Annotated in this window: 24 protein-coding genes; 8 read left to right on the forward strand and 16 right to left on the reverse strand. The window is 64.6% G+C overall.

Annotated elements, in window-relative coordinates; translation table 11 throughout:
* Positions 1-39 precede the first annotated feature (39 nt).
* The 11 genes from ffh to ispH form a co-directional block, all read right to left on the reverse strand.
* On the reverse strand, positions 40-1,434 hold the full coding sequence (gene ffh / locus CDI09_RS00405) for a signal recognition particle protein (protein WP_078524448.1): 1,395 nt from the start codon (positions 1,432-1,434) through the stop codon (positions 40-42).
* Positions 1,435-1,630: 196 nt separating this feature from the next.
* A complete protein-coding gene (locus tag CDI09_RS00410; protein ID WP_078524449.1) occupies positions 1,631-2,167 on the reverse strand; it encodes a Spy/CpxP family protein refolding chaperone in 537 nt (178 codons plus the stop codon).
* A 147-nt stretch (positions 2,168-2,314) separates the two neighbouring features.
* Positions 2,315-3,100: a phosphate ABC transporter ATP-binding protein PstB gene (gene pstB / locus CDI09_RS00415; RefSeq protein ID WP_078524450.1), complete on the reverse strand. Its 786-nt coding sequence runs from the start codon at positions 3,098-3,100 to the stop codon at positions 2,315-2,317.
* Complete coding sequence (pstA, locus tag CDI09_RS00420; protein WP_078524451.1) at positions 3,097-4,005, reverse strand: phosphate ABC transporter permease PstA; 909 nt, start codon at positions 4,003-4,005, stop codon at positions 3,097-3,099. The genes pstB and pstA overlap by 4 nt, the downstream gene beginning before the upstream one ends.
* A 1-nt stretch (position 4,006) precedes the next feature.
* Positions 4,007-4,969 carry a phosphate ABC transporter permease subunit PstC gene (gene pstC, locus CDI09_RS00425; protein ID WP_078527685.1) on the reverse strand — a complete coding sequence of 321 codons (963 nt, stop codon included), beginning with the start codon at positions 4,967-4,969 and terminating at the stop codon, positions 4,007-4,009.
* A 182-nt stretch (positions 4,970-5,151) separates the two neighbouring features.
* The gene (locus CDI09_RS00430; RefSeq protein ID WP_078524452.1) at positions 5,152-6,057 is read right to left on the reverse strand and encodes a nucleoside hydrolase; all 906 of its coding nucleotides are present in this window, start codon (positions 6,055-6,057) and stop codon (positions 5,152-5,154) included.
* A 206-nt stretch (positions 6,058-6,263) separates the two neighbouring features.
* The gene (locus CDI09_RS00435; protein WP_078527687.1) at positions 6,264-7,046 is read right to left on the reverse strand and encodes an ABC transporter permease; all 783 of its coding nucleotides are present in this window, start codon (positions 7,044-7,046) and stop codon (positions 6,264-6,266) included.
* A 216-nt stretch (positions 7,047-7,262) separates the two neighbouring features.
* Complete coding sequence (locus CDI09_RS00440) at positions 7,263-7,988, reverse strand: ABC transporter ATP-binding protein (protein ID WP_078524453.1); 726 nt, start codon at positions 7,986-7,988, stop codon at positions 7,263-7,265.
* Positions 7,985-8,485 carry a ribonuclease HI gene (gene rnhA, locus CDI09_RS00445; protein ID WP_078524454.1) on the reverse strand — a complete coding sequence of 167 codons (501 nt, stop codon included), beginning with the start codon at positions 8,483-8,485 and terminating at the stop codon, positions 7,985-7,987. Before rnhA ends, CDI09_RS00440 begins: the two co-directional genes overlap by 4 nt.
* On the reverse strand, positions 8,482-9,453 hold the full coding sequence (locus tag CDI09_RS00450) for a homoserine kinase (RefSeq protein ID WP_078524455.1): 972 nt from the start codon (positions 9,451-9,453) through the stop codon (positions 8,482-8,484). Before CDI09_RS00450 ends, rnhA begins: the two co-directional genes overlap by 4 nt.
* A gap of 13 nt (positions 9,454-9,466) precedes the next feature.
* Positions 9,467-10,465 (reverse strand): 4-hydroxy-3-methylbut-2-enyl diphosphate reductase, encoded by a 999-nt coding sequence (gene ispH, locus CDI09_RS00455; RefSeq protein ID WP_078524456.1) that lies wholly within the window; start codon positions 10,463-10,465, stop codon positions 9,467-9,469.
* Positions 10,466-10,716: 251 nt separating this feature from the next.
* Here ispH and CDI09_RS00460 point away from each other — a divergent pair, with 251 nt between their 5' ends.
* The 4 genes from CDI09_RS00460 to CDI09_RS00475 all read left to right on the forward strand — a co-directional run bounded on the left by CDI09_RS00460 (position 10,717) and on the right by CDI09_RS00475 (position 15,403).
* The gene (locus CDI09_RS00460) at positions 10,717-11,295 is read left to right on the forward strand and encodes a hypothetical protein (protein WP_078524457.1); all 579 of its coding nucleotides are present in this window, start codon (positions 10,717-10,719) and stop codon (positions 11,293-11,295) included.
* A gap of 4 nt (positions 11,296-11,299) precedes the next feature.
* Positions 11,300-13,240, forward strand: a complete 1,941-nt coding sequence (locus tag CDI09_RS00465) for an OPT family oligopeptide transporter (RefSeq protein WP_257788375.1) — start codon at positions 11,300-11,302, stop codon at positions 13,238-13,240.
* Between the two features lie 51 nt (positions 13,241-13,291).
* Positions 13,292-14,965 (forward strand): M3 family oligoendopeptidase, encoded by a 1,674-nt coding sequence (locus CDI09_RS00470; protein WP_078524459.1) that lies wholly within the window; start codon positions 13,292-13,294, stop codon positions 14,963-14,965.
* Between the two features lie 138 nt (positions 14,966-15,103).
* Positions 15,104-15,403 (forward strand): hypothetical protein, encoded by a 300-nt coding sequence (locus CDI09_RS00475; protein WP_078524460.1) that lies wholly within the window; start codon positions 15,104-15,106, stop codon positions 15,401-15,403.
* Here the strand turns inward: CDI09_RS00475 and CDI09_RS00480 are convergent.
* Together CDI09_RS00480 and CDI09_RS00485 are read right to left on the reverse strand one after the other, a co-directional pair.
* Positions 15,372-16,328 (reverse strand): SAM-dependent methyltransferase, encoded by a 957-nt coding sequence (locus CDI09_RS00480; RefSeq protein WP_078524461.1) that lies wholly within the window; start codon positions 16,326-16,328, stop codon positions 15,372-15,374. The genes CDI09_RS00475 and CDI09_RS00480 overlap by 32 nt on opposite strands.
* A complete protein-coding gene (locus tag CDI09_RS00485) occupies positions 16,325-16,702 on the reverse strand; it encodes a DUF423 domain-containing protein (RefSeq protein WP_078524462.1) in 378 nt (125 codons plus the stop codon). The genes CDI09_RS00480 and CDI09_RS00485 overlap by 4 nt, the downstream gene beginning before the upstream one ends.
* Positions 16,703-17,012: 310 nt before the next feature.
* Between CDI09_RS00485 and CDI09_RS00490 the strand changes: the two genes are divergently transcribed.
* Positions 17,013-17,582: a DUF4142 domain-containing protein gene (locus CDI09_RS00490; protein ID WP_078524463.1), complete on the forward strand. Its 570-nt coding sequence runs from the start codon at positions 17,013-17,015 to the stop codon at positions 17,580-17,582.
* A gap of 275 nt (positions 17,583-17,857) precedes the next feature.
* The gene (locus tag CDI09_RS00495; protein WP_078524464.1) at positions 17,858-18,430 is read left to right on the forward strand and encodes a cob(I)yrinic acid a,c-diamide adenosyltransferase; all 573 of its coding nucleotides are present in this window, start codon (positions 17,858-17,860) and stop codon (positions 18,428-18,430) included.
* Positions 18,431-18,436: 6 nt separating this feature from the next.
* On the opposite strand, the gene CDI09_RS00500 is transcribed toward CDI09_RS00495, so the two are convergent.
* Positions 18,437-19,012 carry a gluconokinase gene (locus tag CDI09_RS00500; RefSeq protein WP_078524465.1) on the reverse strand — a complete coding sequence of 192 codons (576 nt, stop codon included), beginning with the start codon at positions 19,010-19,012 and terminating at the stop codon, positions 18,437-18,439.
* A gap of 403 nt (positions 19,013-19,415) precedes the next feature.
* Here CDI09_RS00500 and CDI09_RS00505 point away from each other — a divergent pair, with 403 nt between their 5' ends.
* Positions 19,416-20,066: a hypothetical protein gene (locus CDI09_RS00505; RefSeq protein WP_078524466.1), complete on the forward strand. Its 651-nt coding sequence runs from the start codon at positions 19,416-19,418 to the stop codon at positions 20,064-20,066.
* A gap of 24 nt (positions 20,067-20,090) precedes the next feature.
* Positions 20,091-20,573, forward strand: coding sequence for a hypothetical protein (locus CDI09_RS00510; protein ID WP_078524467.1), 483 nt, complete (start codon positions 20,091-20,093; stop codon positions 20,571-20,573).
* A gap of 69 nt (positions 20,574-20,642) precedes the next feature.
* On the opposite strand, the gene CDI09_RS00515 is transcribed toward CDI09_RS00510, so the two are convergent.
* Together CDI09_RS00515 and CDI09_RS00520 are read right to left on the reverse strand one after the other, a co-directional pair.
* Entirely contained in the window at positions 20,643-21,869 is a 1,227-nt protein-coding gene (locus tag CDI09_RS00515; protein WP_078524468.1) for a pyridoxal phosphate-dependent aminotransferase, read from the reverse strand.
* An 11-nt stretch (positions 21,870-21,880) separates the two neighbouring features.
* Positions 21,881-23,083 (reverse strand): pyridoxal phosphate-dependent aminotransferase, encoded by a 1,203-nt coding sequence (locus CDI09_RS00520; RefSeq protein WP_078527689.1) that lies wholly within the window; start codon positions 23,081-23,083, stop codon positions 21,881-21,883.
* Positions 23,084-23,149 lie beyond the last annotated feature (66 nt).

A 23,149-nucleotide genomic window follows, 5' to 3' on the forward strand; every position in this document is an offset into this window, starting at 1 on the left:
TAGAAAGACAAAAAGAAAAAACGGGAACGACGCTCAGGCTCAGCCGAAAGGTGGCCGCCCGCCGCCGCCCGGGGGGCGACCCCCGTTTGGCATGAGTGCGGACAGACCCTGACGCATCAGTCCCTTCACGCCCAACTTGCTGAACCGCTTCATCATGGAGGCCATCGCGTCATACTGCTTGAGCAGACGGTTGATCTCCTGCACGGTCGTACCGGACCCGCTGGCGATGCGCTTCTTGCGCGAGGCCTTGATGATGGAGGGCGTGCGCCGCTCCTTGCGGGTCATGGATGAGATGATGGCCTGATGGCGCTTGAGCACGGAGGTATCAAGCTCCTTGTCGCCCAGCGCGTCCTTCAGCTTGCCCATGCCCGGCAACATGCCCAGAATGCCGGAGATGGACCCCATCTTGTTGATCTGGCGGATCTGGGCGGCGTAATCATCCAGATCGAACTTGCCCTGCATCATCTTGAGGGCGAGCTTCTCGCTCTCCTCATGATCAAGGGTATCGGCAGCCTTTTCCACCAGGCCGGCAATGTCGCCAAGGCCGAGGATGCGGCCAGCAACACGCTCGGGGTGAAATTCCTCGAGCGCGTCAAGCTTCTCGCCCGAGCCGGTCAGCTTGATCGGCGCGCCGGTAATCGCACGCATGGACAGGGCGGCGCCACCACGGGCATCGCCATCCATACGGGTCATGACCACGCCGGTCACACCCACGGCCTCATTGAACGCCTTGGCGGTATTGACCGCGTCCTGCCCGGTCATGGCATCGACGACAAGCAGCGTTTCCGCAGGATCAGTCGCGGCACGAATGGTGCGGACCTCATCCATCAGCGCTTCATCAATGGACAGGCGGCCCGCGGTATCGAGGATGACGATGTCATACCCCTCGCGCCGGCCCGTATCCATGGCGCGCTCGGCAATCTGCACCGGCGTCTGGCCCGCGATGATGGGCAGCGAAGTCACACCCGCGCGCTCGGCAAGCTGGGCGAGCTGCAACTGGGCTGCGGGGCGCTGGGTATCGAGGCTGGCGAGCAGCACCTTCTTGCGCTCGCGCTGGGCGAGACGGCGGGCGATCTTGCCCGATGTAGTGGTCTTGCCCGAGCCCTGCAGGCCGACCATCAGGATCGGCACCGGCGGGGCGGCATTCAGGTTGAGGGGAACGGCACCGGCACCGCCAAGCGCATCGATCAGCGCGTCATTGACGATCTTGGCAACGGCCTGACCGGGGGAGATGCTGTCGAGCACCTCGTGGCCCACGGCGCGTTCACGCACCTTGTTGACGAAATCCTTGACGACAGGCAGCGCCACGTCGGCGTCCAGCATGGCCAGACGCACTTCGCGCATTGCTTCCGTAACATCTGCTTCCGACAGGGCCCCGCGCTTGGCGAGGCCATCGAACACACCGGAAAGCTTGCCTGACAGCGTCTCGAACAACGTATTTCCCCAAAAGAAGACGCGCCACTGCGCGAACCCTCGCGAAGTGACGTGCCTGATTAGTCGGGCGGATGTATCGCGCCCCGCCCCTGCGTGTCAAGCATTGCGGGCGCTCCGCAACAAAAAACGGCTGCCTGGCACGAAGCCGGGCAGCCGCTTATGGTCCGCTTACCTGCGCGGGGCAGGCAGGGCGGTCTTACTTCTTCGCGTCGTCCGGCGACTGCGGCGGCGCGGTCAGCGCGCGCAGCTGCTCGTGCAGGCTGTCGATCTTGTCCTGCGTCGTGTGGATCTGGTTCAGCTGGTCGGCTGTCAGAATATCGTGGATGCGGATGGCCGTCTGCAGGCGGGCGGCTTCATGGCGCTGGTGAATGGCCGTGATCTGCTGCTGCAGGCCGACGATCTGGGATTCATCAACCTTGCCCGGCGCCACCAGCAGGTTCTGGATCTGCTTGTGCAGCCCGTGCTCCTGCTCCATGTCGGCGCGGAAATCGGGGTGGCTGTCCTTCAGGATCGCCTGCAGCTTCTTGTGCTGGGCCGAGGTCAGCTGCACGTTGCCAAGGAACGGCATGCCATAGCCACCGCCACCCGGGCCGCCCATCGGGCCAGCCATCATGCCACAGCCACCACCCGGCGGCGGGGGTGCACCGTGATGATGCCTGGCGAAAGCCTGACCGGAAAGGCCGGTTGCCATACCACCAACGATCGTGGCAGCGAGAATCAGTTTCTTCATCATGGGAACCAAGTCTACTCCTGTTATAACCTGCTTCATACCCTGCATGCAGCGCTCGGCTGATACAAGGCCTGTAAACGCAACGCTACATCACCCCATCCGGTTCAATAGGGGCAAACTTGCTACAAAATGTAAGGTCAGCCCGCGCGCCTAGCCAAAACGCCCGGTAATGTAGTCCTGCGTGCGCTTTTCACGGGGCGTGGTGAACATGCGGTCGGCGCTGTCCACCTCCACAACCTCGCCCATATAGAAAAACGCCACCTGGTCGGCGCAGCGCGCGGCCTGCTGCAGGTTGTGGGTTACGATGGCGATGGTGAAATCGGCCTTCAGTTCATCGAGCAGTTCCTCGATCCGCGCGGTCGAGACCGGGTCGAGCGCGCTGGTCGGCTCATCGAGCAGCACCACCTCGGGGCGTGTGGCGATGGTTCGCGCAATGCACAGGCGCTGCTGCTGCCCGCCTGAAAGCGCCGCCGCCGAATCGCGCAGCCGGTCGCGCACCTCGGGCCACAGCGCCACGCGCCTGAGCACGTCTTCCACCCGCGCCTCCATCGCCGCGCGGTCGAGCCGCTCATGCAGGCGCACGCCAAAGGCGATGTTGTCATAGATCGACATGGGGAATGGCGTGGGCTTCTGGAACACCATGCCCACGCGCGAGCGCAGCACGTTGAGGTTCACCTTCGGGCCGATGATGTTGCAGCCATCAAAGATCACCTCGCCCGTGGCGCGCTGGCCGGGATAGAGGTCGTACATGCGGTTGAGCACGCGCAGAAGCGTGGACTTGCCGCAGCCCGAAGGCCCGATCATGCCCGTAACCTGCCCCTGCGGGAAGTCGATGGAGATATTCTTGAGCGCATGGTGCGCGCCGTAATAGAAATCGAGGTTCCGCACCGAGATGGCTGCGGGCGCAGCGTCATTTTGCGCGACTGTCATATTCATTTCCTGTTACGTCCCAGCCCCAGCCGCACGGTTATGTTGATCATCAGGATGCCCGCCGTAATCAGCAGCGCGCCGGTCCAGGCCAGTGCGGTCCAGTCCGCATAGGCGGCACCCGCATACTGGTAGATGGTGACCGGCAGGCTGGCCATGGGTTTGCCGGGGGCTACCGACCAGTTCATGTTGCCCAGCGAGGTGAACAGAAGCGGCGCCGTCTCGCCCGATACGCGGGCCAGCGCCAGCAGGATGCCCGTCGCCACCCCCTCGCGCGCGGCGCGCAGGCACACGAACAGGATCATCCGCCACCGTGGCGCGCCCAGCGCAATCGCCGCCTCGCGCATGGCCAGCGGCACGAGGCGCAGCATGTCCTCGGTGGTGCGCACCACCACCGGCACCACCAGCATGGACAGCGCCAGCGCGCCCGCCAGCCCCGAAAAATGCCCGCTCGGCACCACCACGATCATGTAGATGAACAGCCCCACCAGAATGGACGGGGCCGACAGCAGCAGGTCCGATACGAAGCGGACAAAATTGATCAGCTTTCCGTCAGTAGCCGTGAACTCGGCAAGATAGATGCCCACCAGCAGTCCCACGGGGGCCCCGATCAGCACGGCAAGCCCGGTCTGGATCAGGCTGCCCACGATGGCGTTGGCCAGCCCCCCCGCCTGCCCCGGCGGCAGGGTCACATGCACGAACGTGACCCAGCGCAGGCCGCCCACCCCGTTACGCACCAGCACGAACAGGATGGAAAACAGCATGAGCAGCACCAGCACTGTCGCCGCCCAGCACAGGGCGGTGGCCACGCGGTCAACCATGCGGCGGCGGATGGCGGATACGCTGTTGCCCTGCCAGCGCGCACCGACGCAGGGCGCTGCCTGCACGGTAGGGGTGGTGGTGTGCGTGGTCATGTCAGCGGCCTGCCGCTTTGGTGCGCAGCAGCAGCCGCGAACAGACCAGCGTGCCAAGGGAGATGAGCATGAGCAGGAACCCAGCCGCCATGAGGGAGGAAAATTTGAGGCTGCCCACAGCGCTTTCGGGGAATTCGAGGGCGATGAGCGAGGCAATGGTGTTGCCCGGCGAGAACAGCGACCAGCCGATATGGTTGGCGTTGCCGATAACGAAGGTGATGGCCATCGTCTCGCCTAACGCACGGCCCAGCCCCAGCATCACGCCACCCACCACCGAGGAGCGTGACCATGGCAGGATGATGCGGCGCACCACCTCCCACCGGGTCATGCCCAGCCCGTAGGCGCTTTCCTTCAGCACGGCGGGGATGGACAGGAACACATCGCGCATCACGGCACAGATGAAGGGCGTAATCATGACCGCGAGGATCATGCCGCCGGTCAGGAAGCCGGTGCCATATGGCGCGCCACGGAACAGCGTGCCGATGCCCGGCACCCGGCCCAGCGTGTGGCTGGCCAGCGGCTCGACATAATGCGCCATGAACGGCACCAGCACCGCAAAGCCCCACATGCCGAAGATGATGGACGGCACGGCGGCCAGAAGCTGGATGAGGGTTCCGATCACGCCCGCGATCCGCGCCGAGGCGATCTCGGTCAGCCACACCGCGATGCCGAAGGCCAGCGGCACGGCAAGCAGAATGGCCAGCAGCGCGGTGATGACCGTGCCGAACATGGGGGCGGCTGCCCCGAAATGCTGGGTGACGGGATTCCATGCCTTGTCAAACACGAATCCCGGCCCGAATCTGGCAAATGCGCCGCGCGCGCCCCAGGCCATGACGGCAACCATGCCGCCCAGCCCCAGCAGGATCAGGGCCGCGCTAAAGCGGACAATGGCGGCGAATACGGCATCCCCGTTTCCCTTTGCCGCCCCGGTCAGGGCCGAAGGGGATGTTGCAGACCGCTCCATACAGAAGACCTCCGTGCCGCCACACGCATCAAAGTTCTCAACATTCGCGCCCGCAGGCACACCGGAATGCCGGGACCAATACTGGACCGGATGGCGGTTCTGCAACCGTCATGATCGCCCAATGGCGAAGTTTGCGCCAGATCGTTGTATTTTTGTGCAATTCCGCCGGCATATGCCCCGCGTTATTTCACCGCGGCCAGCAGCAGGTCACGCAGCACGCCCCGCGCCGCGTCAACCGACATGCGCTCGAGCACAAGCGCATTGGGCTGCCCGCCTGAAAGCCGGGAAAGCTGGATGACAGTCATGCCACGGGTAAACGTGCCACAGCATTCCACAGCCACATGGGCCAGATGGCCGCTGAACAGGGTGGGGGCCACCAGCGCCAGCAGGGGGGCGGCAGCGGCCAGCGCCAGATCCACCCCGTTGCCGCCGCCGCGGCCCATGCGGGCGGCGACCAGATCGGCATGCACCCGCCCCGCGACCGAGGCCGGGTCACGGCCCATGGCGGCAAGCTGCTCCATCCACACCGCATCGGCCACGAAGCGGGACGTGCAGTCGAGCGGCACAAGGGTGACCGGCACGCCCATCCCCAGCACAATGGACGCGGCCTCGGGGTCGGTTGCGATATTGTGTTCGGCTACCGTCGTCGCATTGCCCGGCACGTGAAAGGCGCCGCCCGCCATGACCACGCCATGCAGATGCGCCGCCAGATCGGGGGCCTGCACCATGGCAAGCGCCAGCGTGCCCAGCGGGCCGCTACAGCATACCGTCACGCTATCGGCCGGGCAGGCGCGTATGGCCTGCACCATCTGCGCCGCCCCCAGCCCGTCATGGCCCGCAGGCAGGCTGCGCCCCACGTTATGGAGCGGCACCATCGGGCCGGGCACGCCTGCATAAACGCCCACATCCGCCAGGCCGTGCTGATCGAGCATGTCGCGCGCATGGGCCATGGCGACCCCGACCTCCGTGCCCGCACCACTGAACAGCACGCCCACCACGCGCACATGCGCGGAAAGCTGAAGAGCGGCCAGCAGGGTTGCCGCGGCCTGCGCGCCGGGTGTCAGATCAAGAATGATGGGGCGTGTCATGGGCATCCTGTCCTGCATGGGTTGCGCGGTGTGGGGATGGTGGTGGCCTGTTACAACAGTTCCGTCAACCATGGCCTGCCGGGTGAGGTAAAAAGCTGGCGCGGCAGACATAGAGAAGTTTTTGGTGAAGCGTTTTCCCGGAAAGCTTCAAAGAACACCGTCTTTTTTGAAAAAAGGCGGCATCCAAAAACTTTCAGAACGATATATCAATCAATATCCGCATGGGGCGGTTGCCAGTACAGCGCACGCGCCAGAAGCCTGTCCACTCCCCACCACAGCAGCACGGTCATGACTGCCAGCACGGCAAGGGCTGCAAACATGAGGTCGGTCTGGAAGCGGGTATTTGCCGTCTGCATCAGAAAACCAAGGCCGGAGGATGCGCCCACCCATTCCCCCACCACTGCGCCTATGGGCGCAATGGCCGTGGCCATGCGCACGCCTGTGGCAAAGGCGGGCATGGCGGCGGGCAGGCGTATATGCACCAGCACGCGCCAGCGCGTGGCCCCCATGGTGCGGGCCAGATCCATCCACCCCGCCTCGGTCTGGCGCAGGCCATCGCCAAGTGCTGATGTGACGGGAAAGAAAATGACCAGCACCGCCATCACCACCTTGGACGCCATGCCGAATCCGAACCACAGCACCAGCAGCGGCGCGAGCGCGAAAACCGGCACGGCCTGGCTGAGCAGCACCATCGGCATGACCCATCGCCGCAGGGGCGCCCATAACGCCATGGCGATGGCAAGCGCGCTGCCTGCCCCGACGCCGATGCCAAGGCCAAGCAGCGTCTCCTCCAGCGTGGTCACGGCCGCAGGTTCAAGCTGGGCGCGACCCGACCACAATGCCCGCGCCACGGCATCGGGCGCAGGCAGCATATAGGGCGGCACATGCCCCCACCGTGCCAGCGCACCCCACAGCGCCACCAGCCCGGCGCAGGTCAGCACCGGGCGCAACACCGCCATGCCGCGACGGGAGAAAACGGGTCGTGTCATCGCCCCCACCTGCGCCGCCCGCATGGTGGCGCGTGCCGCCTCGATGCACCAGCCACAGGGCATGGCAACCCCACGGTGCGATGGGAGATGGTTCCTGTCATGACCCCTGCCCTCACTACAGATGCGGTCGCATGACAGGTGAGGGAGCGCATCATTGCGCCTCCCCCCGCAGCCGGTGCGACTGCACCCATGCCACCGTCATATGGATGGAGCATGTCATTGCATCATCCGCCGCAGCAGGCTGGCCTGCGCGCTCAGCACCGCCGGGGCGTCGACCGGGCGCGGCGCGGCCCCCTCGGGCACGGCCAGGCTGGTAATGGTGGCGGGGTTGCCTGCCATGAGCAGCATGGCATCGGCCAGGCGGCAGGCCTCGAGCGGGTCATGGGTAATCAGCACCACGGTGCGGGCGGCCAGCATGCGCCCGGCCAGATCCTGCATGCGGGCACGCGTTATGCTGTCGAGCGCGGAAAAGGGTTCATCCATCAGTACCACGGGGCGATTTTCATACAGCACCCGCGCCAGGGCCGCGCGCTGGCGCATGCCGCCAGACAAGGCAGCAGGCAACGCGGCCGCCTGATCGGCCAGCCCCACGCAGCCCAGCAGGTGGCGCGCGCGGTCAAGATCGGGCCGCTCGCCACGCAGGCGCGCACCCAGTGTTACGTTATCGAGCACACTGGCCCAGGGCAGCAGCAGGTCCTGCTGGCCCATCCACGCCACCCTCCCCGCAAGGGGCAGGTCGTCATCGGCCGTAATGCGCCCGTAATCCGGCGCCGCCAGCCCACCGATCATGCGTAGCAGCGAGGTCTTGCCCACCCCGCTTGCGCCAAGCAGCACGGTCATGTGCCCGGCGGCAACAAGCAGGTCCAGCCCGCGGAACAGCGGGGCGTTGCCAAAGTCCAGCCCGACGCCTTCAAGCCGGATACCGGGGGGCGGCGGTGTCATTTTTTACGTTTGGGGTAGGCGATGCCCAGCGCGTCACGCGCGGCGGTGGCCATCTGGTCCACGCGCTCGTTATTCACGTCGCCCGAATGGCCGCGCACCCATTTCCATTCGATCTCGTGTTTTGCGCTGATATCGAGCAGCCGCCGCCACAGATCCATGTTGGCCACCGGGTCGCCCGCCGCATTGCGCCACTTGCGCCGCACCCAGCCGGTGCTCCAGCGGGTTATGCCATTACGCACATATTCACTATCGGTATGCAGCACCACGCGGCAGGGGCGCTTGAGGGCCTCGAGCGCTTCCGCTGCGGCGGTGAGTTCCATGCGGTTGTTGGTTGTCTCCGCCTCGCCGCCCGAAAGCTCGCGCTCCTGCCCGCGAAAGCACAAAAGCGCCCCCCAGCCACCGGGGCCGGGATTGGGCTTGCAGCCGCCATCGGTCCAGATTTCCACCAGATCGGTCGCGTTCTGCGCCACGGCGGCCGGGGCTGCGTCTTCACTCATGCGGGGAATTCCTTACCCAGATGGGCGGCAAAGAATTCCATGCGCGCCAGATAATCAAGCGGGTTTTTGCGCGTGACCAGCGCATCGGGCGGGGTGTTGATCCAGTCATACAGCCGTGTGAGCGTAAAGCGGATGGCCGCCCCCGTGGCCAGCGTGGTCAGGGCCGCGTCCTCCGCCTCTTCCAGCGGGCGCACATGGCGGTAGGCCGCGATCATGGCTGCCGCCCGCGCGGGCACGAAACGGTGCGCGGCGTCAAAACACCAGGCATTGATGGTGATGGCCAGGTCGTAGGCATACCAGTCGGTGCAGGCAAAATAGAAATCGATGATGCCTGAAAGCGCGCCGTCACGGAAAAATACGTTATCGGGGAACAGGTCGGCATGGATCTGCCCACGCGGCAGGGTGGGGTTGTTGTCCGTGCCCGGCCATGCGGGCAGCACGCGGGCGAGAGTCGCCCCGATGTCACGCGCAAGACCAGGGCGCAGTTCATCGCCGCGTGCGCGGCAGGCATCAAGCAGCCCGGTCCAGGCCTGCGGCCCCATGGAGTTGGGGCGCTCGGTAACAAACCCCTCACCAAGCAGGTGCAGCCGGGCCATGGCGGTGCCCACCTGCGCACACATATCCACATCCACCGCCGCAGCCCCCCTGCCGGGCAGGAAGGTGGTGATGGCGGCGGGCCTGCCGCACAGCGCGCGCAGCGTGCGGCCCTGCCGGTCGGCCACCGGCAGCGGGCAGGACAGCCCACGTGCGGCCAGGTACTGCATCAGCCCGAGGAACCAGGGCAGTTCCTCGGGGTTCACCCGGCGCTCGTACAGCGTCAGGATGAAGGTGGCCTCGGTGGTCTTCAGCAGGAAATTGCTGTTTTCCACCCCTTCCGCAATGCCGTGGCAGGCTATGGGCCTGCCGATGTCATAGCCTTCGAGAAACGCAGCCAGCGCATCTTCCGGCACTTCGGTATAGACTGCCATGTGACGGTACGGTTCAGCCCAGCGGTGCCGGCAGGCGGAAGGCCACGTTTTCTTCCTTCACGGTAATTTCCTCGATCTCGAGCGTGAAGCGCTTGGCCAGCGCCGCCACCATTTCCTGCACCAGCGATTCCGGGGCGGAGGCGCCAGCGGTGATGCCCAGCGTGGACACGCCATCAAGCGCCGACCAGTCCAGCGCGTTCAGGCGCGGCACCAGCAGGGCGCGCGGCGCGCCGGAACGCTCGGCCACCTCGCGCAGGCGCTGCGAGTTCGATGAGTTGGGCGAGCCGATCACGATCACCAGGTCGCAGCCCGGCGCGATCGCCTTGACCGCTTCCTGCCGGTTGGTGGTGGCGTAGCAGATATCCTCGCGCCGGGGGCCTTCGATCAGCGGGAAGCGGTCACGCAGGATGTCCACGATTTCCGCCGTGTCATCAACCGAGAGCGTGGTCTGGGTGATGAAGGCCAGCCGCGAGGGATCGGCGGGCTGGACGGTGCGGGCTTCCTCGGCATCGTTGATGAGGGTGACAGCACCCACGGGCAACTGGCCCATGGTGCCCACCACTTCGGGGTGACCGGCGTGGCCGATCATCAGGATATGGCGGCTTTCCGGCCCGCCATCGGCGAAGTGGCGCTCGGCCTCACGGTGCACTTTCGACACCAGCGGGCAGGTCGCATCGAGGTAGAGCAGGTTGCGGCGCATGGCCTCGGCCGGCACGGTCTTGGGCACGCCATGGGCCGAGAACACGACCTGGCCATCGGCGGGCACTTCATCGAGTTCCTCGACAAAGATAGCGCCCTGCGCCTCGAGGGCCTCGACCACGGTGCGGTTATGCACGATCTCGTGGCGGACATAGACCGGCGCGCCATAACGGCGGATCGCTTCCTCCACCACGCGGATGGCACGATCGACACCGGCGCAGAAGCCGCGCGGCCCTGCGAGCAGCACCTTGAGCACGCGGGGCGGGGCATCAGCGGCGGTATTATCGGGCGTATGAATCATCTGGTCGGGCATGGTGTTCCCCAAACATCCGGCGGGCGGTATAGGATACGGGCCGCGATCTGCTACAGTTGCGGCGCCGGCATCCCGAGCGATGGACCCGGCCCTACGCAAACCACGGCAATGGCGCAAGCCATTTTCCCGTTCATCCTAACGTATTCTGCCATGCCTGTCCTCCCCCCTCGCCCTGCCGCCCGCACATCCCGCCCCGCGCCATGCCCGCGCCGTGGGGCTTCATCCACACCTGACCTAGCCGGAACGCCCGCATGATCCCTGCCCCTGTGTCGCCGCGCCTGTGGCGCAATGCCCTGAAAATCTGCACGGTCGCGGGCCTGTCCCTGCTGGGCGCGTGCGAGGGCGAATCCGATTCGATCGATTTCGCTCCGGCCTGCCCGGTGGTGGAAATTCCGGGCGAGGCAGCGGATTACTACCAGTACACCGGCAATGACCACGACGTGACCCACCTCGTGGCGCGCGCCAGCCTCACACGCGTGGTCGGCGCGTGCGAGCAAGGCCAGCAGCGCACCGTCATGACCAACATGAAGATCGGCCTGCATGTCGAACGTGGGCCGGCCTCGGGCGTCAATTTCGTCAACATCCCGTATTTCGTGGCCGTGGTGTTCAATGGCGAGATCAAGAGCAAGAAGGAATTCGTGGCCCATGTCTCGTTTGATGACGGGCGCATGCAGGACCTGACCCACACCCGCAACATTCCCATCACGCTGCCGGTGTCGCGCCATATCCACAGTGACCAGTACCATATCGAGATCGGCTTCCAGCTCACCAAGGCGCAGCTTGACTTCAACCGCGCTCACCTTGTCATGCCCACCTTCCACAAGATGTAAGGCCGTGCCCGAGCACGCAGCAGACATGAAAGAACTGACCTGGCGCGGGGTGGTGATCGGCGCGCTGATTACCGTCGTCTTCACTGCGTCCAATGTCTATCTTGGCCTACGGGTGGGGCTGACGGTGGCTACCTCCATCCCCGCCGCCGTCATTTCCATGGCGGTACTGCGCGCGCTTGGTGGCGGCACGATCCTCGAGAACAACCTTGTCCAGACCCAGGCCTCGGCGGCGGGCACGCTGTCATGCGTGTTTGCAAGCCTGCCCGCGCTGGTCATGGCCGGGTTCTGGCAACGCTTTCCCTTTTTGCAGACAGCCGTGCTCACGGCGGCGGGCGGCATGACGGGCGTGCTGTTCACCATCCCTCTGCGCCGGGTCATGCTGGCTGACCCCGCCCTGCCCTTCCCCGAAGGGGTGGCCGCGGCCGAGATCCTGCGCGCGGGCAACCATGGCGAAAGCCCCGGCGGCCTGCGCGCGCTGGTGCACGGCGGCATCCTTGCGGGGTGCTTCACCTTCGCCTCGGCGGGGCTGCGGCTGCTGGGCGATGGGGTTACGGCCTCCCTCACCTATGGGCTTTCGGCCTTCCGGTTCTCGCTCGGCTTTTCGCCAGCGCTGCTCGGCGCGGGTTATCTCGTGGGGCTGGAAGGGGGGCTGGCCATGCTGCTTGGCGCGCTGCTGACATGGGAAGTCGCCATTCCCGTCATGGCGCACATGCTGCCACACCCGCCGGAGCTGCCTGCCGGTGATTTCGCCACGCAGATCTGGAAGGACAAGGCGCGCTTCATCGGCGTGGGGCTGATTGGCGTCGCCGCCATCTGGACCGTGCTGCGCATGGGCCGCCCGCTGCTGGGCAGCATGCGCGGACTGCTGGTGCGCCCGCCCGCCATGGCGGCACGGCCTGCACGCACCGATACCGACCTCTCGCCCCGCGCCATGCTGGCCATCGCAGGCCTTGTGGTCGTGACGATTGGCGGCATGTTCGTGGCCTTTTCCGCCTCCGTCGGGCTGGCATCGGCGCTGGTGGCGGCCCTGGCCGGGCTGGCATGCTGCCTGGGGCTGGGGCTGTTCGTGGCGGCGGCGTGCGGCTACATGGCAGGGCTGGTGGGGTCATCCTCCTCGCCGCTGTCCGGCGTCATCATCCTTGCGGCGATGTGTCTGGCCTGCGTGTTCGTGGCGCTGCGCGCGGTGGGGCTGTTTGCGGGCGCGGAGGGGCAGCATTTTGCCATCGGGTTCTGCCTGTATGCGCTGACCGCCATCACCGCTTCCGCCGCCATTGCCAATGACAACCTGCAAGACCTAAAAACCGGCCGCATGGTGCATGCCACGCCGTGGCGGCAGGAAATCGCCCTGCTGATCGGCTGCGTGACCGGGGCCATGGTGATTCCGCCCGTACTGAACGTGCTTTACCAGACCTATGGCTTTGTGGGCGCCATGCCGCATGCGGGCATGGACCCCACGCAGGCGCTGGCCGCCCCGCAGCCTGCCCTCCTGCTCATGATTACCTCGGGCATTTTCCTGCATCAGCTTGACTGGAGCATGCTGGGGCTGGGGATGGCCACGGGCTGCGGACTGATTGCGCTGGATGGCGTTCTGCGCCGCAGCGGGCGCGGCGCACTGCCGCCACTGGCCGTGGGCATTGGCATCTACCTGCCCATGAGCATTTCCATGACGCTGGCCGTGGGCGCCCTGCTCGGCCATGTCATGGCGCGGCTGACAAAGGGGGCGGGCCGCCATCAGGGCACCATGGTCGCCTCGGGCCTGATCGTGGGCGAGAGCCTGACCGGGGTGGTGCTGGCCTGCCTGTCTGCCGCCAGCGGGCGTGACGCGCCGCTTTCGCTGCTGCCCGCAGGCGTGGGCGGCCTGCTGCCCCAGCTTGCGGGGCTTGTGGCCTTCGGCGCCTTATGCCTGTGGTTTGCCCGCGCACAACGGGGAGGCACGGGCGGATAAGCGGATCAGGGGGCATGGACGCAGGCCCGCTTTCCATGGCACCCTGCCTGCATGGCCCGCCCTTTTGACAGTCTCGCCTTCCCCCGCCCCGCGCGTGATGCGCTGGCCCTGCGCTTCGGCCAGGTCTCGACCCTGCTCGATCAGGGCCGCGTGGCCGATGCCGCCTGCCTGTTCGATACGATCCGCCGCGATTATGAAAGCTGGTCCGCCCTGGTTGACCTGCGCTTCGCACAGGACACCACCAGCCCGACGGCCAAGGCCGACCGTGACTACGCCGATGGGCTGGGCCCGTATGTCACCGCGCATGAAGTCACCCTCAAGCGCAGGCTGCTCGAATACCCCGACCCCACGGCGGTGGCCCAGGTCGTAACCCCGCACACGCTGGAACTGTGGCGCACGGACATCACCACCTTCGACCCCCGCATTGCCGATGCGCTGGAAGAAGAAGCCCGCCTGAGTGGTGAATACACCGCCCTGCTGGCCAGCGCGCGGGTGGAAATCGGTGGCCAGCAGGTCAACCTGTCCGGTCTCGCGCCCTATGCCGAGAGCACCGACCGGGCCGTGCGCCAGCAGGCCGAACATCTGCGCTGGGCGTTCTTCGCCAAAAATGCACCCCGGCTCGACACCCTGTTTGATGACATGGTGCACCTGCGCCACGGCATGGCGCGCACGCTGGGTTATGACAGCTACATTCCGCTGGCCTACCGCCGCATGCGGCGCGTGGATTACGGGCCTGCCGATGTGGCGCGCTTTCGTGATGACGTGCAGGCCCATGTCGTGCCGCTGGTGCATGACATCGTGCAAAAACGCGCCGCCACCATGGGGTGGGAGGTGCTGTATTCATGGGATGAACCGCTGATCGACCCGCTGGGCAACCCACGCCCCGCAGGCGGTCATGACCTGCTGATGGCGCGCGCGCAGACCATGTTCGAGCGCATGGGCGGTGATCTCGGCTCCTTCTTCGCCCAGATGCGCGAGAACGGCTATCTCGACCTCATCAACCGGCCCGGCAAGGCAGGTGGCGGGTTCTGCACGTCCTTCCCCACGGTGGGCATGCCGTTCATCTTCGCCAACTTCAATGGCACGCAGCACGACATCAACGTGTTTACGCACGAGATGGGCCATGCCTACCAGAACTGGAAAAGCCGCAACCTGCCCGCCATCGACCTGCTGTGGCCGACCATGGACGCCGCCGAGATCAACTCGATGGCGCTGGAATTCCTTACCTGGCCGCATATCGACCTGATGGTCGAACCCGGACAGGGCGAGCGCTACCGGCGCATGCACCTCATTTCGTCGCTCGCCTTCCTGCCCTATGGCGTGTGTGTCGATCATTTTCAGCACGAGGTCTATGCCCGCCCCGACATGACCCCCGCCGAGCGCCACGGCGTATGGCGCGAGCTTGAGCAGCGCTACCTGCCCTGGCGCGACTATGGCGGCCTGCCCCACCCCACCATGGGGGGAAGGTGGCAGGCGCAGGGGCATATCTACCGCTCGCCGTTCTATTACATCGATTATGCGCTCGCCCTGTGCTGCGCCATGCAGTTCTGGATTCGCAGCCACGACGATGCGCCGGGCGCGTTGAAAGCCTATGTCGACCTGTGCGCACAGGGGGGCGCGCAACCCTTTACCCGGCTCGTGCGTTCGGCCGGGCTTCAGTCCCCCTTCCAGCCCGGCACGCTGGCCGATGTGGTGCGCACCGCGCGCGCCCTGCTGGATGACTGAAACCGGGGAAGCGTTTTCCGGGTGCCGCCTTTTTTGAACAGTTGGCGTTTCGTGAAACTTTTTGGAAAAAAGCTTCATCCAAAATTTTTGTTTTTTATAAATTATTTACACGCACGCGCTCTTGCCTGAGGGGAATGCATGCCCACCCACACGCCCACGGTTACCCACACCCTGTACAAGACGCTGGCCGTGATTGGGCTGACGGCGCTGTTCATGCTCAGCCTGCGCCTGAGCACCACCGTGGCCGGTCTGGTCGACCGCATTGCGGGCACCGATCTGTGGCTGTCGGTCTATCGTCTTGCAGGCGCCACCGATGAGACCGAACAGGAACGGCTGATCGTGATGGCGGTGGCCCTTGTGTGCTGCCTGCTCGCCATCGGGGTGGTGGAAATTGCCGACCGGCTGCTCACGCGCCGTCGCGTTGCCAGAAAAAAGTAAGCTCATGCTTGTTGTGCCACAGATGCAGCACGCGCCCGCCGGGAATGGCGGCAAAGGCCTCGGCCGTATCGTGATCGGTCTCGCCCTGGAATTTGATGGTCATGACAATCCGCGCAGCCCTGCCTGAGGCAATCCACCGCTGCGCCAGCGCGAGCAGGCGGGCGGGATAGGCGATGATATCGGAAAACAGCCAGTCCACCGGCGCGCAGGCCGCCGGGTCCAGCCCGAAGGCGCTTTCATAGCGGCATGTCACGTTGGGCAGGGCTGCCACGCTCTCGGCCAGCGGCGCGCGGTCAATGGCCGTAACATGCGCGCCCTGGCTGGCCGCAACCCATGTCCACCCGCCGGGGCACGCTCCGAGGTCGATGCAGGTCTCGCCTGCCACGGGCCACCGGCCGAGGCGAAACAGCGCCTCCCATAACTTGAGATAGGCGCGTGAAGGCGGGTCGGTGCGGTTCTCGACAAAAGCCACCTCGCCATTGATGAACGGCGAGGACTTGGTGGGCGAGAGCAGCAGCTGGTCCGGGGCCAGCAGCGTCCAGCCGCCCAGATGGGCATCAGGTGGCGAGGACGGAAAACTCACGGGCTTCGGCCGCACCGGTGGCAGGGCATCCGTAATCAGGGCGCTGCGACGATGGAGTGTGGGCGCGTAACCGGCCCAGTTGCGCTGCATGCCGCGCATGATCCGCGCCGCACCCTTGATGGAGGGCACCGGGTGCAGTTCGGGCGCATTCCATATGTCAATCGCCCACAGGCTGGCCACGGGCGGCAGGGCCGACAGCGCCAGCCGCCCATGCCAGCATAATGCTCCCGCCCCCCTGCGCGCCAGTTCCTGCTCCAGAACCGCCTCAAACCCGGGTGCGGCCAGATAGGCGCTGCGCACGGGCCATGCGGGCAGCGTGTGCGTTTCGGGCTGGGCGTTCATGCGCGCATGACCCCCACCGCCAGCAAAAGCCATGCCCCCATGAGGAGACTGCCCCCCGTTGGCGCCACCGGGCCGGGATGGATGCCCCAGAACGCTGTCAGCGCCACGCCCACGCTGAACAGGACGGTGCCCACCGCCATGAGGCAGCCGGACAGAGAAATGAGTGCGCGGCATCCCTGCTGGATCATCAACACTGCAATGCCGATCATGGCCAGCGCGTGCCACATCTGCATCTGTATGGCCTGCCGGGCCATGTCACGCCCGCCCTCGGCAAAGAAACGGTCGGGCAGATGGGCGGTCAGCGCTCCGCCCATGACGGCGGAGAACGCGGCCAGCGCCGCAAAACACAACAGGAACCGGACAACAGTAGGCATTCAGGATATCCGCAAAACAGGGTGACGATCCGCACATGAAGCGGGCGGGCACACCCTACTCCCGGCATGGGCGCATCGTATAGGCCAGCCCGACGTGAGGCAGGCCGCAGGCCAGCAGACCAGATGACTGCGCGCTGCATGCGCCGGTTCGTGACGTAGGAAAGTTTTCCTTCCTCCTGCCCCATCATGTCTGCCTGCCCCAATAGGCCACTATTGTGCTCCACCGGCTTTGTATGGCGGCCCAAAACTGATAAACCGGGGGAGCGTTCAGTAAAACCGCCTGAATTTTACACGTTGGGAAGATGAAAGCATGAAAAATTACGCCGTCTGGTTTCTTTGCGCGTCTGTCAGCCTTCTTCCCGTAGCAGGCCTTGCGGCCCGTCCTGCAACGCCGCCTGCCGCCCCCCCTGCGGCAGCGCCTGCGCCGAGCCTGCCGCCGCTTACGGAATCCGATTCCACCTTTTCTGAAAACGTGTCGGCCCTGAACGCATTCGAGATCACCATCTCCAAAATGGCCACGACAGAGGCCAGACGGCGGAAGGTGCAGGAATTCGCCACGCGGTCGGTCAAGCTGCACACCGCCAACGAGACCGCTCTCTCCGCAATCGCCCTCAAGCACGGCCTGACCCTGCACAAGGAAATGAGCCCGGACGAGGAAGATGTGGCAGCCCAGCTCAAGACTGAAACCGGCGCCAAGTTCGAGCGCGATTACCTCGACCTGCAGGCGCAGGCTGCGAGCGATGCGCTGGCCATGTTCCAGAACGAGGCGGAGTCTGCCTCTGACCCCGAACTCAAGACCTATGCCTCCACCACGGCGGACACGCTGCAGACCCTGCTCAACGATTCCCTGAAGCTGGGCGCTGCCAAGCCTTCACGCTGAAGACTGGCGCCACGATTACTGATAAGAGTGTCTGGTTGCCGCCTTTTTTTTTTCAAGAAGGCAGTGTTTTCTGAAGCTTTTTGAAAAAAGCTTCACCAAAAACTTTTTTTAATGATAGAGTATTCCTGATCTGGACCAGAAAAAAAAATAAAAGATGTGAGATTTTACTTTAACAAATATAATTATATTAAGATTTATATTTTTTATTAATGTATTTTTTTTAATAATTATTACATATCGATTGTTCTTTTTTCTTATGGCAGGCAGATAAATCCATGAGCATTCGCATCGACCGGGTCGTGACCCGTGGCGGCGACACCGGACAGACCGCACTGGGCAATGGCACGCGTGTGGCCAAGGACTCGATGCGTATCGAGGCCCTTGGCGCCCTTGATGAAGCCAATGCCGTGATCGGGCTGCTGCGCGCGACCCTGCCCGCGGGCCGGAACGCCCGTTTCATTGCCTGGCTGCAGGGGGTTCTGTTCGATATTGGCGGCGTGGTGTGCATGCCCGGCAACCCGCCCCGCGCGCTAGCGCAGGGTGCCGTGGCGGTCAAGGCCATGGAAGATGAGGTGGAGCACCTGCGCGCGCATATTCCACCGCTGGGCAGCTTTGTCCTGCCCGGCGGCACGATGGCCGCAGCCCATGCCCATCTGGCGCGCACCGTCGTGCGCCGGGCGGAGCGACGGCTGGCCACGCTGGCGCGCTGCGAAGACATTGGCCCCGATATTCCCGCCTGCATGAACCGCCTGTCCGATTACCTGTTCGTGCTCGGGCGTCACCTCAATGATAACGGGGCCGGTGACCTGACATGGACCCCGGCCTCCCCGCCACCCATGGCTGAATGAGGGCTTTCAGTCCGGCAGGCGGGCGAGATGCTGGCAGGCCTGCTCGGCTAGATGAGCCTGCGAGGCGTTGACATCGAGCGTCATGACCACCTCATGGTGCATGTCGGGTTCTTCCAGCGTGGCGAACTGGCTGTCGAGCATGCCAACCGGCATGAAATGCCCCGTGCGCTGGCGCAGGCGCGGGGCAATGTCTTCCTGGCTGCCCTTGAGGTAGATAAAGCAGACCTCCGCATGGCCATTGCCAATCCGGTCGCGGTAGGCGCGGCGCAACGATGAACAGGTCACGATGCCGCACTGCCCCTGCTCACGCCAGGCCTGGATCTCGGCGGCAATACGGTCGAGCCAGGGGGCGCGATCAGCGTCAGTCAGGGGAATGCCGTTGCTCATGCGCGCAATATTGGCGGGCGGATGCAGGTCGTCGCCTTCAATGACAGGCCAGCCCAGGCGCTCAGCCATAAGCTGGGCCACGGTGCTCTTGCCACACCCTGATACCCCCATGACCACCAGCACGCGCGGGCGCGCCGCCTGCGCGAGCCTGCGCGAGAGAGAGACCGCAACGGCATTTTGCCCATTGTCACACATATTGTATCCTGCCGGATATTACGGAAAAGACGTTATCGCGCGTTATCTGGCCCAACTATCCCTCAAAACGCAAGTGACCGCTGCCATGCAGGAACACCAATACAGCAAATTTCATTATGAAATATGCTGTATTTTTACTCAAATATGAAAAAATATTTTCAATTTATATTCTTATTTCTTTTTAATTTTCTTGAGTTTTGTTAAAAATATTATGACATAATAATTACGTCATTCATTATTATATTTATCTTCATACCTCTTGCGCAGGCTGCCACGAAGGCGTTATATACTCGATCAATCACTTAAAAACAGACACCATCGGCATCCCGGTCAGAGGAATATTTTCCTAAGTATGGCCCATTTAACATCTCGCATGGTGCATTGAGTTATCGAGAGTTCTGCTGTGTCATCTTATAACGATTTTCTTTCCTTTCCGAAGGAAGAAGACCAGAGCCCCCAACGCGACGAAGTCAATGAAACCGCCTTCCGCCAGGCGCTCGAGCGCCTTGGCAAGGGCAAGCCGCGCGGCCCCGGCGCGCCCAAGGCACCGCAGGCCAAGGCGCGCCCCGTGCGTCAGGCTGACCCCACCCAGCGCCGCCGCAAATTCGTGCAGGATGGTGATGTGCGTGTCGAACATCATTCACTGACCACCGGCCGCGCCTCGCCGCGTGTGCTGCATGCCCAGCCCGAGGACCGGGGCGAGGCGGAGCAGCTGCGCCACAAGATCCAGTTCGAGCAGAAGCTGCGCGAGGAGGCCGAGCTCCGCCTTTCGGAAGCGCAGGCGCAGATCCGCTCCCTGACCACCCGCATTGGCCATGCCGATGTCATCGCCGCCGAGAACAAGACAAAACTCGCTGAACGCGACGCTGAAATACTGAGCCTGCGCGCCGAAATTTATGCCGCGCGTGAAGAAGCCGACCGCCTGCGCGATGAAGCCAGCCGGCACAGGGCCAGAAACCGCGCGGCGGAAAACCGGATCGTGCCAGCCAGCCCTCCCCCGACGGGCGACGACGCGACTGACCCCAATGAGCCCGAACCCGTAAAATGGTGGTGACGCCAGCCGCGAGCCACCGTGCCCATGGAACCCGCTGAACCACCTCGCAACCCGGCGGCCCGGCAGAGACAGGTCGGACTGATCATTGTCGCCACCTGTACCAGCATGAGCCTCGCCATCATGGTGCTGCTGCCGCTGGTCAGTGGGTTGATCAACCTGTTGCGCGATATACTCGGCGTGCTGATCCTGCCCTTTTCCTTCATGTTCGGGCTGGGCGGCAGCCCGCAGGAGCAGTCACCCACCCTCCTGCGCCTGCTGTCGGATATGGGGTTGCAGACGCAGTTGCACCCATTGCGGCTTGGCGGGGCGGCGGTGCTGGAACTTGTGGCGGTCTTCCTGTTTGTCATTGCCGAGCGCCTCGGCGGGCGCACCGGTTATGTGGGCGCCTGCGCAGCCTCGGCGGGGGCGATCGTGCTTTCGGGCCTGCCACTGGCCACCCCGCTCCTGCCCGCCATCCTGACCGAGGGGGTTTTCCTGCTCAACCCGCCCTCGCCCGATCCGGACTGACATTACGCTTCAGAAACTGCCGCCTTTCCTGAAAAAAGGCGGCGGCTGAACCTTTTGGCCGGTCTGCTGTCAGGACAGCCCATCAACAAACCGCGCAAGCCGCGTGCAGCATTCCGTAAGGATGTCATCGCTCGTTGCATAGGACAGGCGCAGGTAAGGCCCCTGCCCGAAGGCCGAGCCATGTACCACGGCCACATGCTGCTCGGCCAGCAGCGCGATGGCGAAATCCTCGTCCGTGCCGAGCATCCTGCCGCCTGCAGTCCTGCGTCCGATGCAGCCCGCAATGCCGGGATAGGCATAGAACGCCCCGTGCGGCATGGCGCAGGTCAGGCCGGGAATGGCGCGCAGGGTTGACACCACCATCTCGCGCCGGCGGGCATAGACCGCGCACATCTGCGCGATAATGTCGGGCGGTCCGTCAAGCGCGGCAGCGGCAGCGGCCTGGCTGATGGAACAGATACCTGAAGTCGAGCTGCCCTGTATGGCGGTCATGGCGCGGATGAGCGGCGTGGGTCCACCCACGTAACCTACCCGCCAGCCGGTCATGGCATAGGCTTTCGACACGCCGTTCAGGGTCAGGATACGGCCCTTGAGGTCGGGAGCAACGGCGGCAAGCGAGGCATGGCGCTGCCCGTCATAGAGCAGGTGCTCGTATATCTCGTCGGAGAGCACATGCACATGCGGGTGGCGGCGCAGCACCTCGGCCACGGCCGCGAGATCCGCCTGCCCCATGGTGCCGCCCGTGGGGTTGTTGGGAAAGTTGAGGACCAGCCATTTGGTGCGTGGCGTGATCGCCGCCTCCAGCGCCTCGGGCCGGAGGCGGAAATCATCGGCCTCATGGCAGTCGGCATAAACCGGCGTACCGCCAAACATCTCGACAATCAGCGGGTAGCTGACCCAGTACGGGCGCGGAATGACCACTTCATCCCCCGGCTGCACGGTAGCCATGAACGCATTGAAGATGACCTGCTTGCCCCCGTTCGAGACCATGATCTCGCCCGGGGCGTAGTCTAGGGCGTTCTCGCGTGCGAATTTGCGCGCGATCGCGGCCTTGAGTGCGGGCGTGCCATCAACGGGGGGGTATTTGGTCTGGCCGTCAAGGGCTGCGCGATGCGCCGCCTCGATCACGGCGGGGGGCGTTGCGAAGTCAGGCTCGCCCAGTGCAAGCGAGAGCACTTTCTCCCCCTTCGCGCGCAGTTCACGCGCGCGCTGCGCCATGGCGATGGTGGCGGGCACGCTCAGGCGCTCCATCCGCTGCGCGAACAGCGGATGGGCCAGCCCCTCATTCCTGTTCATGGCAACACTCCTTAACGCAGCGCCGCACAGAAACGCTGGATGCGCAGACAGGCCTCCTTCAGGCTGACGGTGTCGGTGGCATAGGAAATGCGGAAATGCCCGGCGAACATGAACGCGCTGCCATGCACGGCGGCAACGCCCTCCTCATCAAGCAGGGCCGTGACAAACGCTTCATCGGTATCGATCAGCGTGCCGCCCGCGCTGGTCTTGCCCAGGCAGCCGACGAGCGAGGGGAACACATAGAACGCGCCCTCGGGCACCGGGCAGTTCAGGCCCTTCGCCTCGTTGAGCATGCCCACCACGAGGTCACGCCGCGCCTGATAGGTGCTGACCATGGTGCCGATGAAGTCCTGCGGGCCGGTCAGCGCTTCCACCGCCGCCGCCTGGCTGACCGAGCCGGGGCCGGAGGTGGACTGGCCCTGCAGCTTGTTCATCGCCCGCGTCATCTGCACGGGGGCCGCGGAATAGCCAATGCGCCAGCCGGTCATGGCATAGGCCTTGGACACGCCATTCATGGTGACGGTGCGATCACGCAGACGGGGCTCGACCTCGACCACGGTGGGCGCGCGGAAGCCATCATAGACCAGCTTGTTGTAGATATCGTCAGTCAGGATCCACACATCGGGGTGGCGCAGCAGCACGTCGCACAGGCCGCGCATTTCCTCGAAGGAATAGGCGGCCCCGGTGGGGTTGTTGGGCGAGTTGAGCAGCAGCCATTTGGTGCGCGGCGTAATCGCGGCCTCGAGTTCGGCCGGCTGGAGCTTGAAGCCGTTTTCCACGCTGCACGGCACGATGACGGGCGTGCCCTCGGCCAGCGCCACGATATCGGGATACGACACCCAGCACGGCGCGGGAATGATGGCCTCGTCGCCCGGATTGATGGTCGCGACCATGGCGTTATAGATGATCTGCTTGCCGCCATTGGCAACAATCACTTCATCCCAGGTGTAATCCAGCCCGTTATCGGCACGGAAGCGCTCGGCTATGGCGCGGCGCAGGGCGGGGGTGCCTGCAACATCGGTATATTTGGTCTCGCCCGCCTCGATCGCGCGGATGGCAGCCTTCTTGATGCTGTCTGGCGTATCGAAATCCGGCTCACCGGCGGAAAGGCTGATGATGTCCTTCCCCGCCGCCTTGAGTTCACGTGCCTTGGTTGAGATGGCAATCGTCTGGCTCGGGCTGATCCGGGCCAATCGGGCGGCGGTAAGATCCATGATATTCAAGATCCATCAAGAGTTGGAACAATATTCCCGGCCTGCTGCCGGGAAACGGGGAGGCCA

It is taken from the genome of Komagataeibacter nataicola (assembly GCF_003207795.1).
In the GTDB taxonomy this organism is placed as follows: domain Bacteria; phylum Pseudomonadota; class Alphaproteobacteria; order Acetobacterales; family Acetobacteraceae; genus Komagataeibacter; species Komagataeibacter nataicola.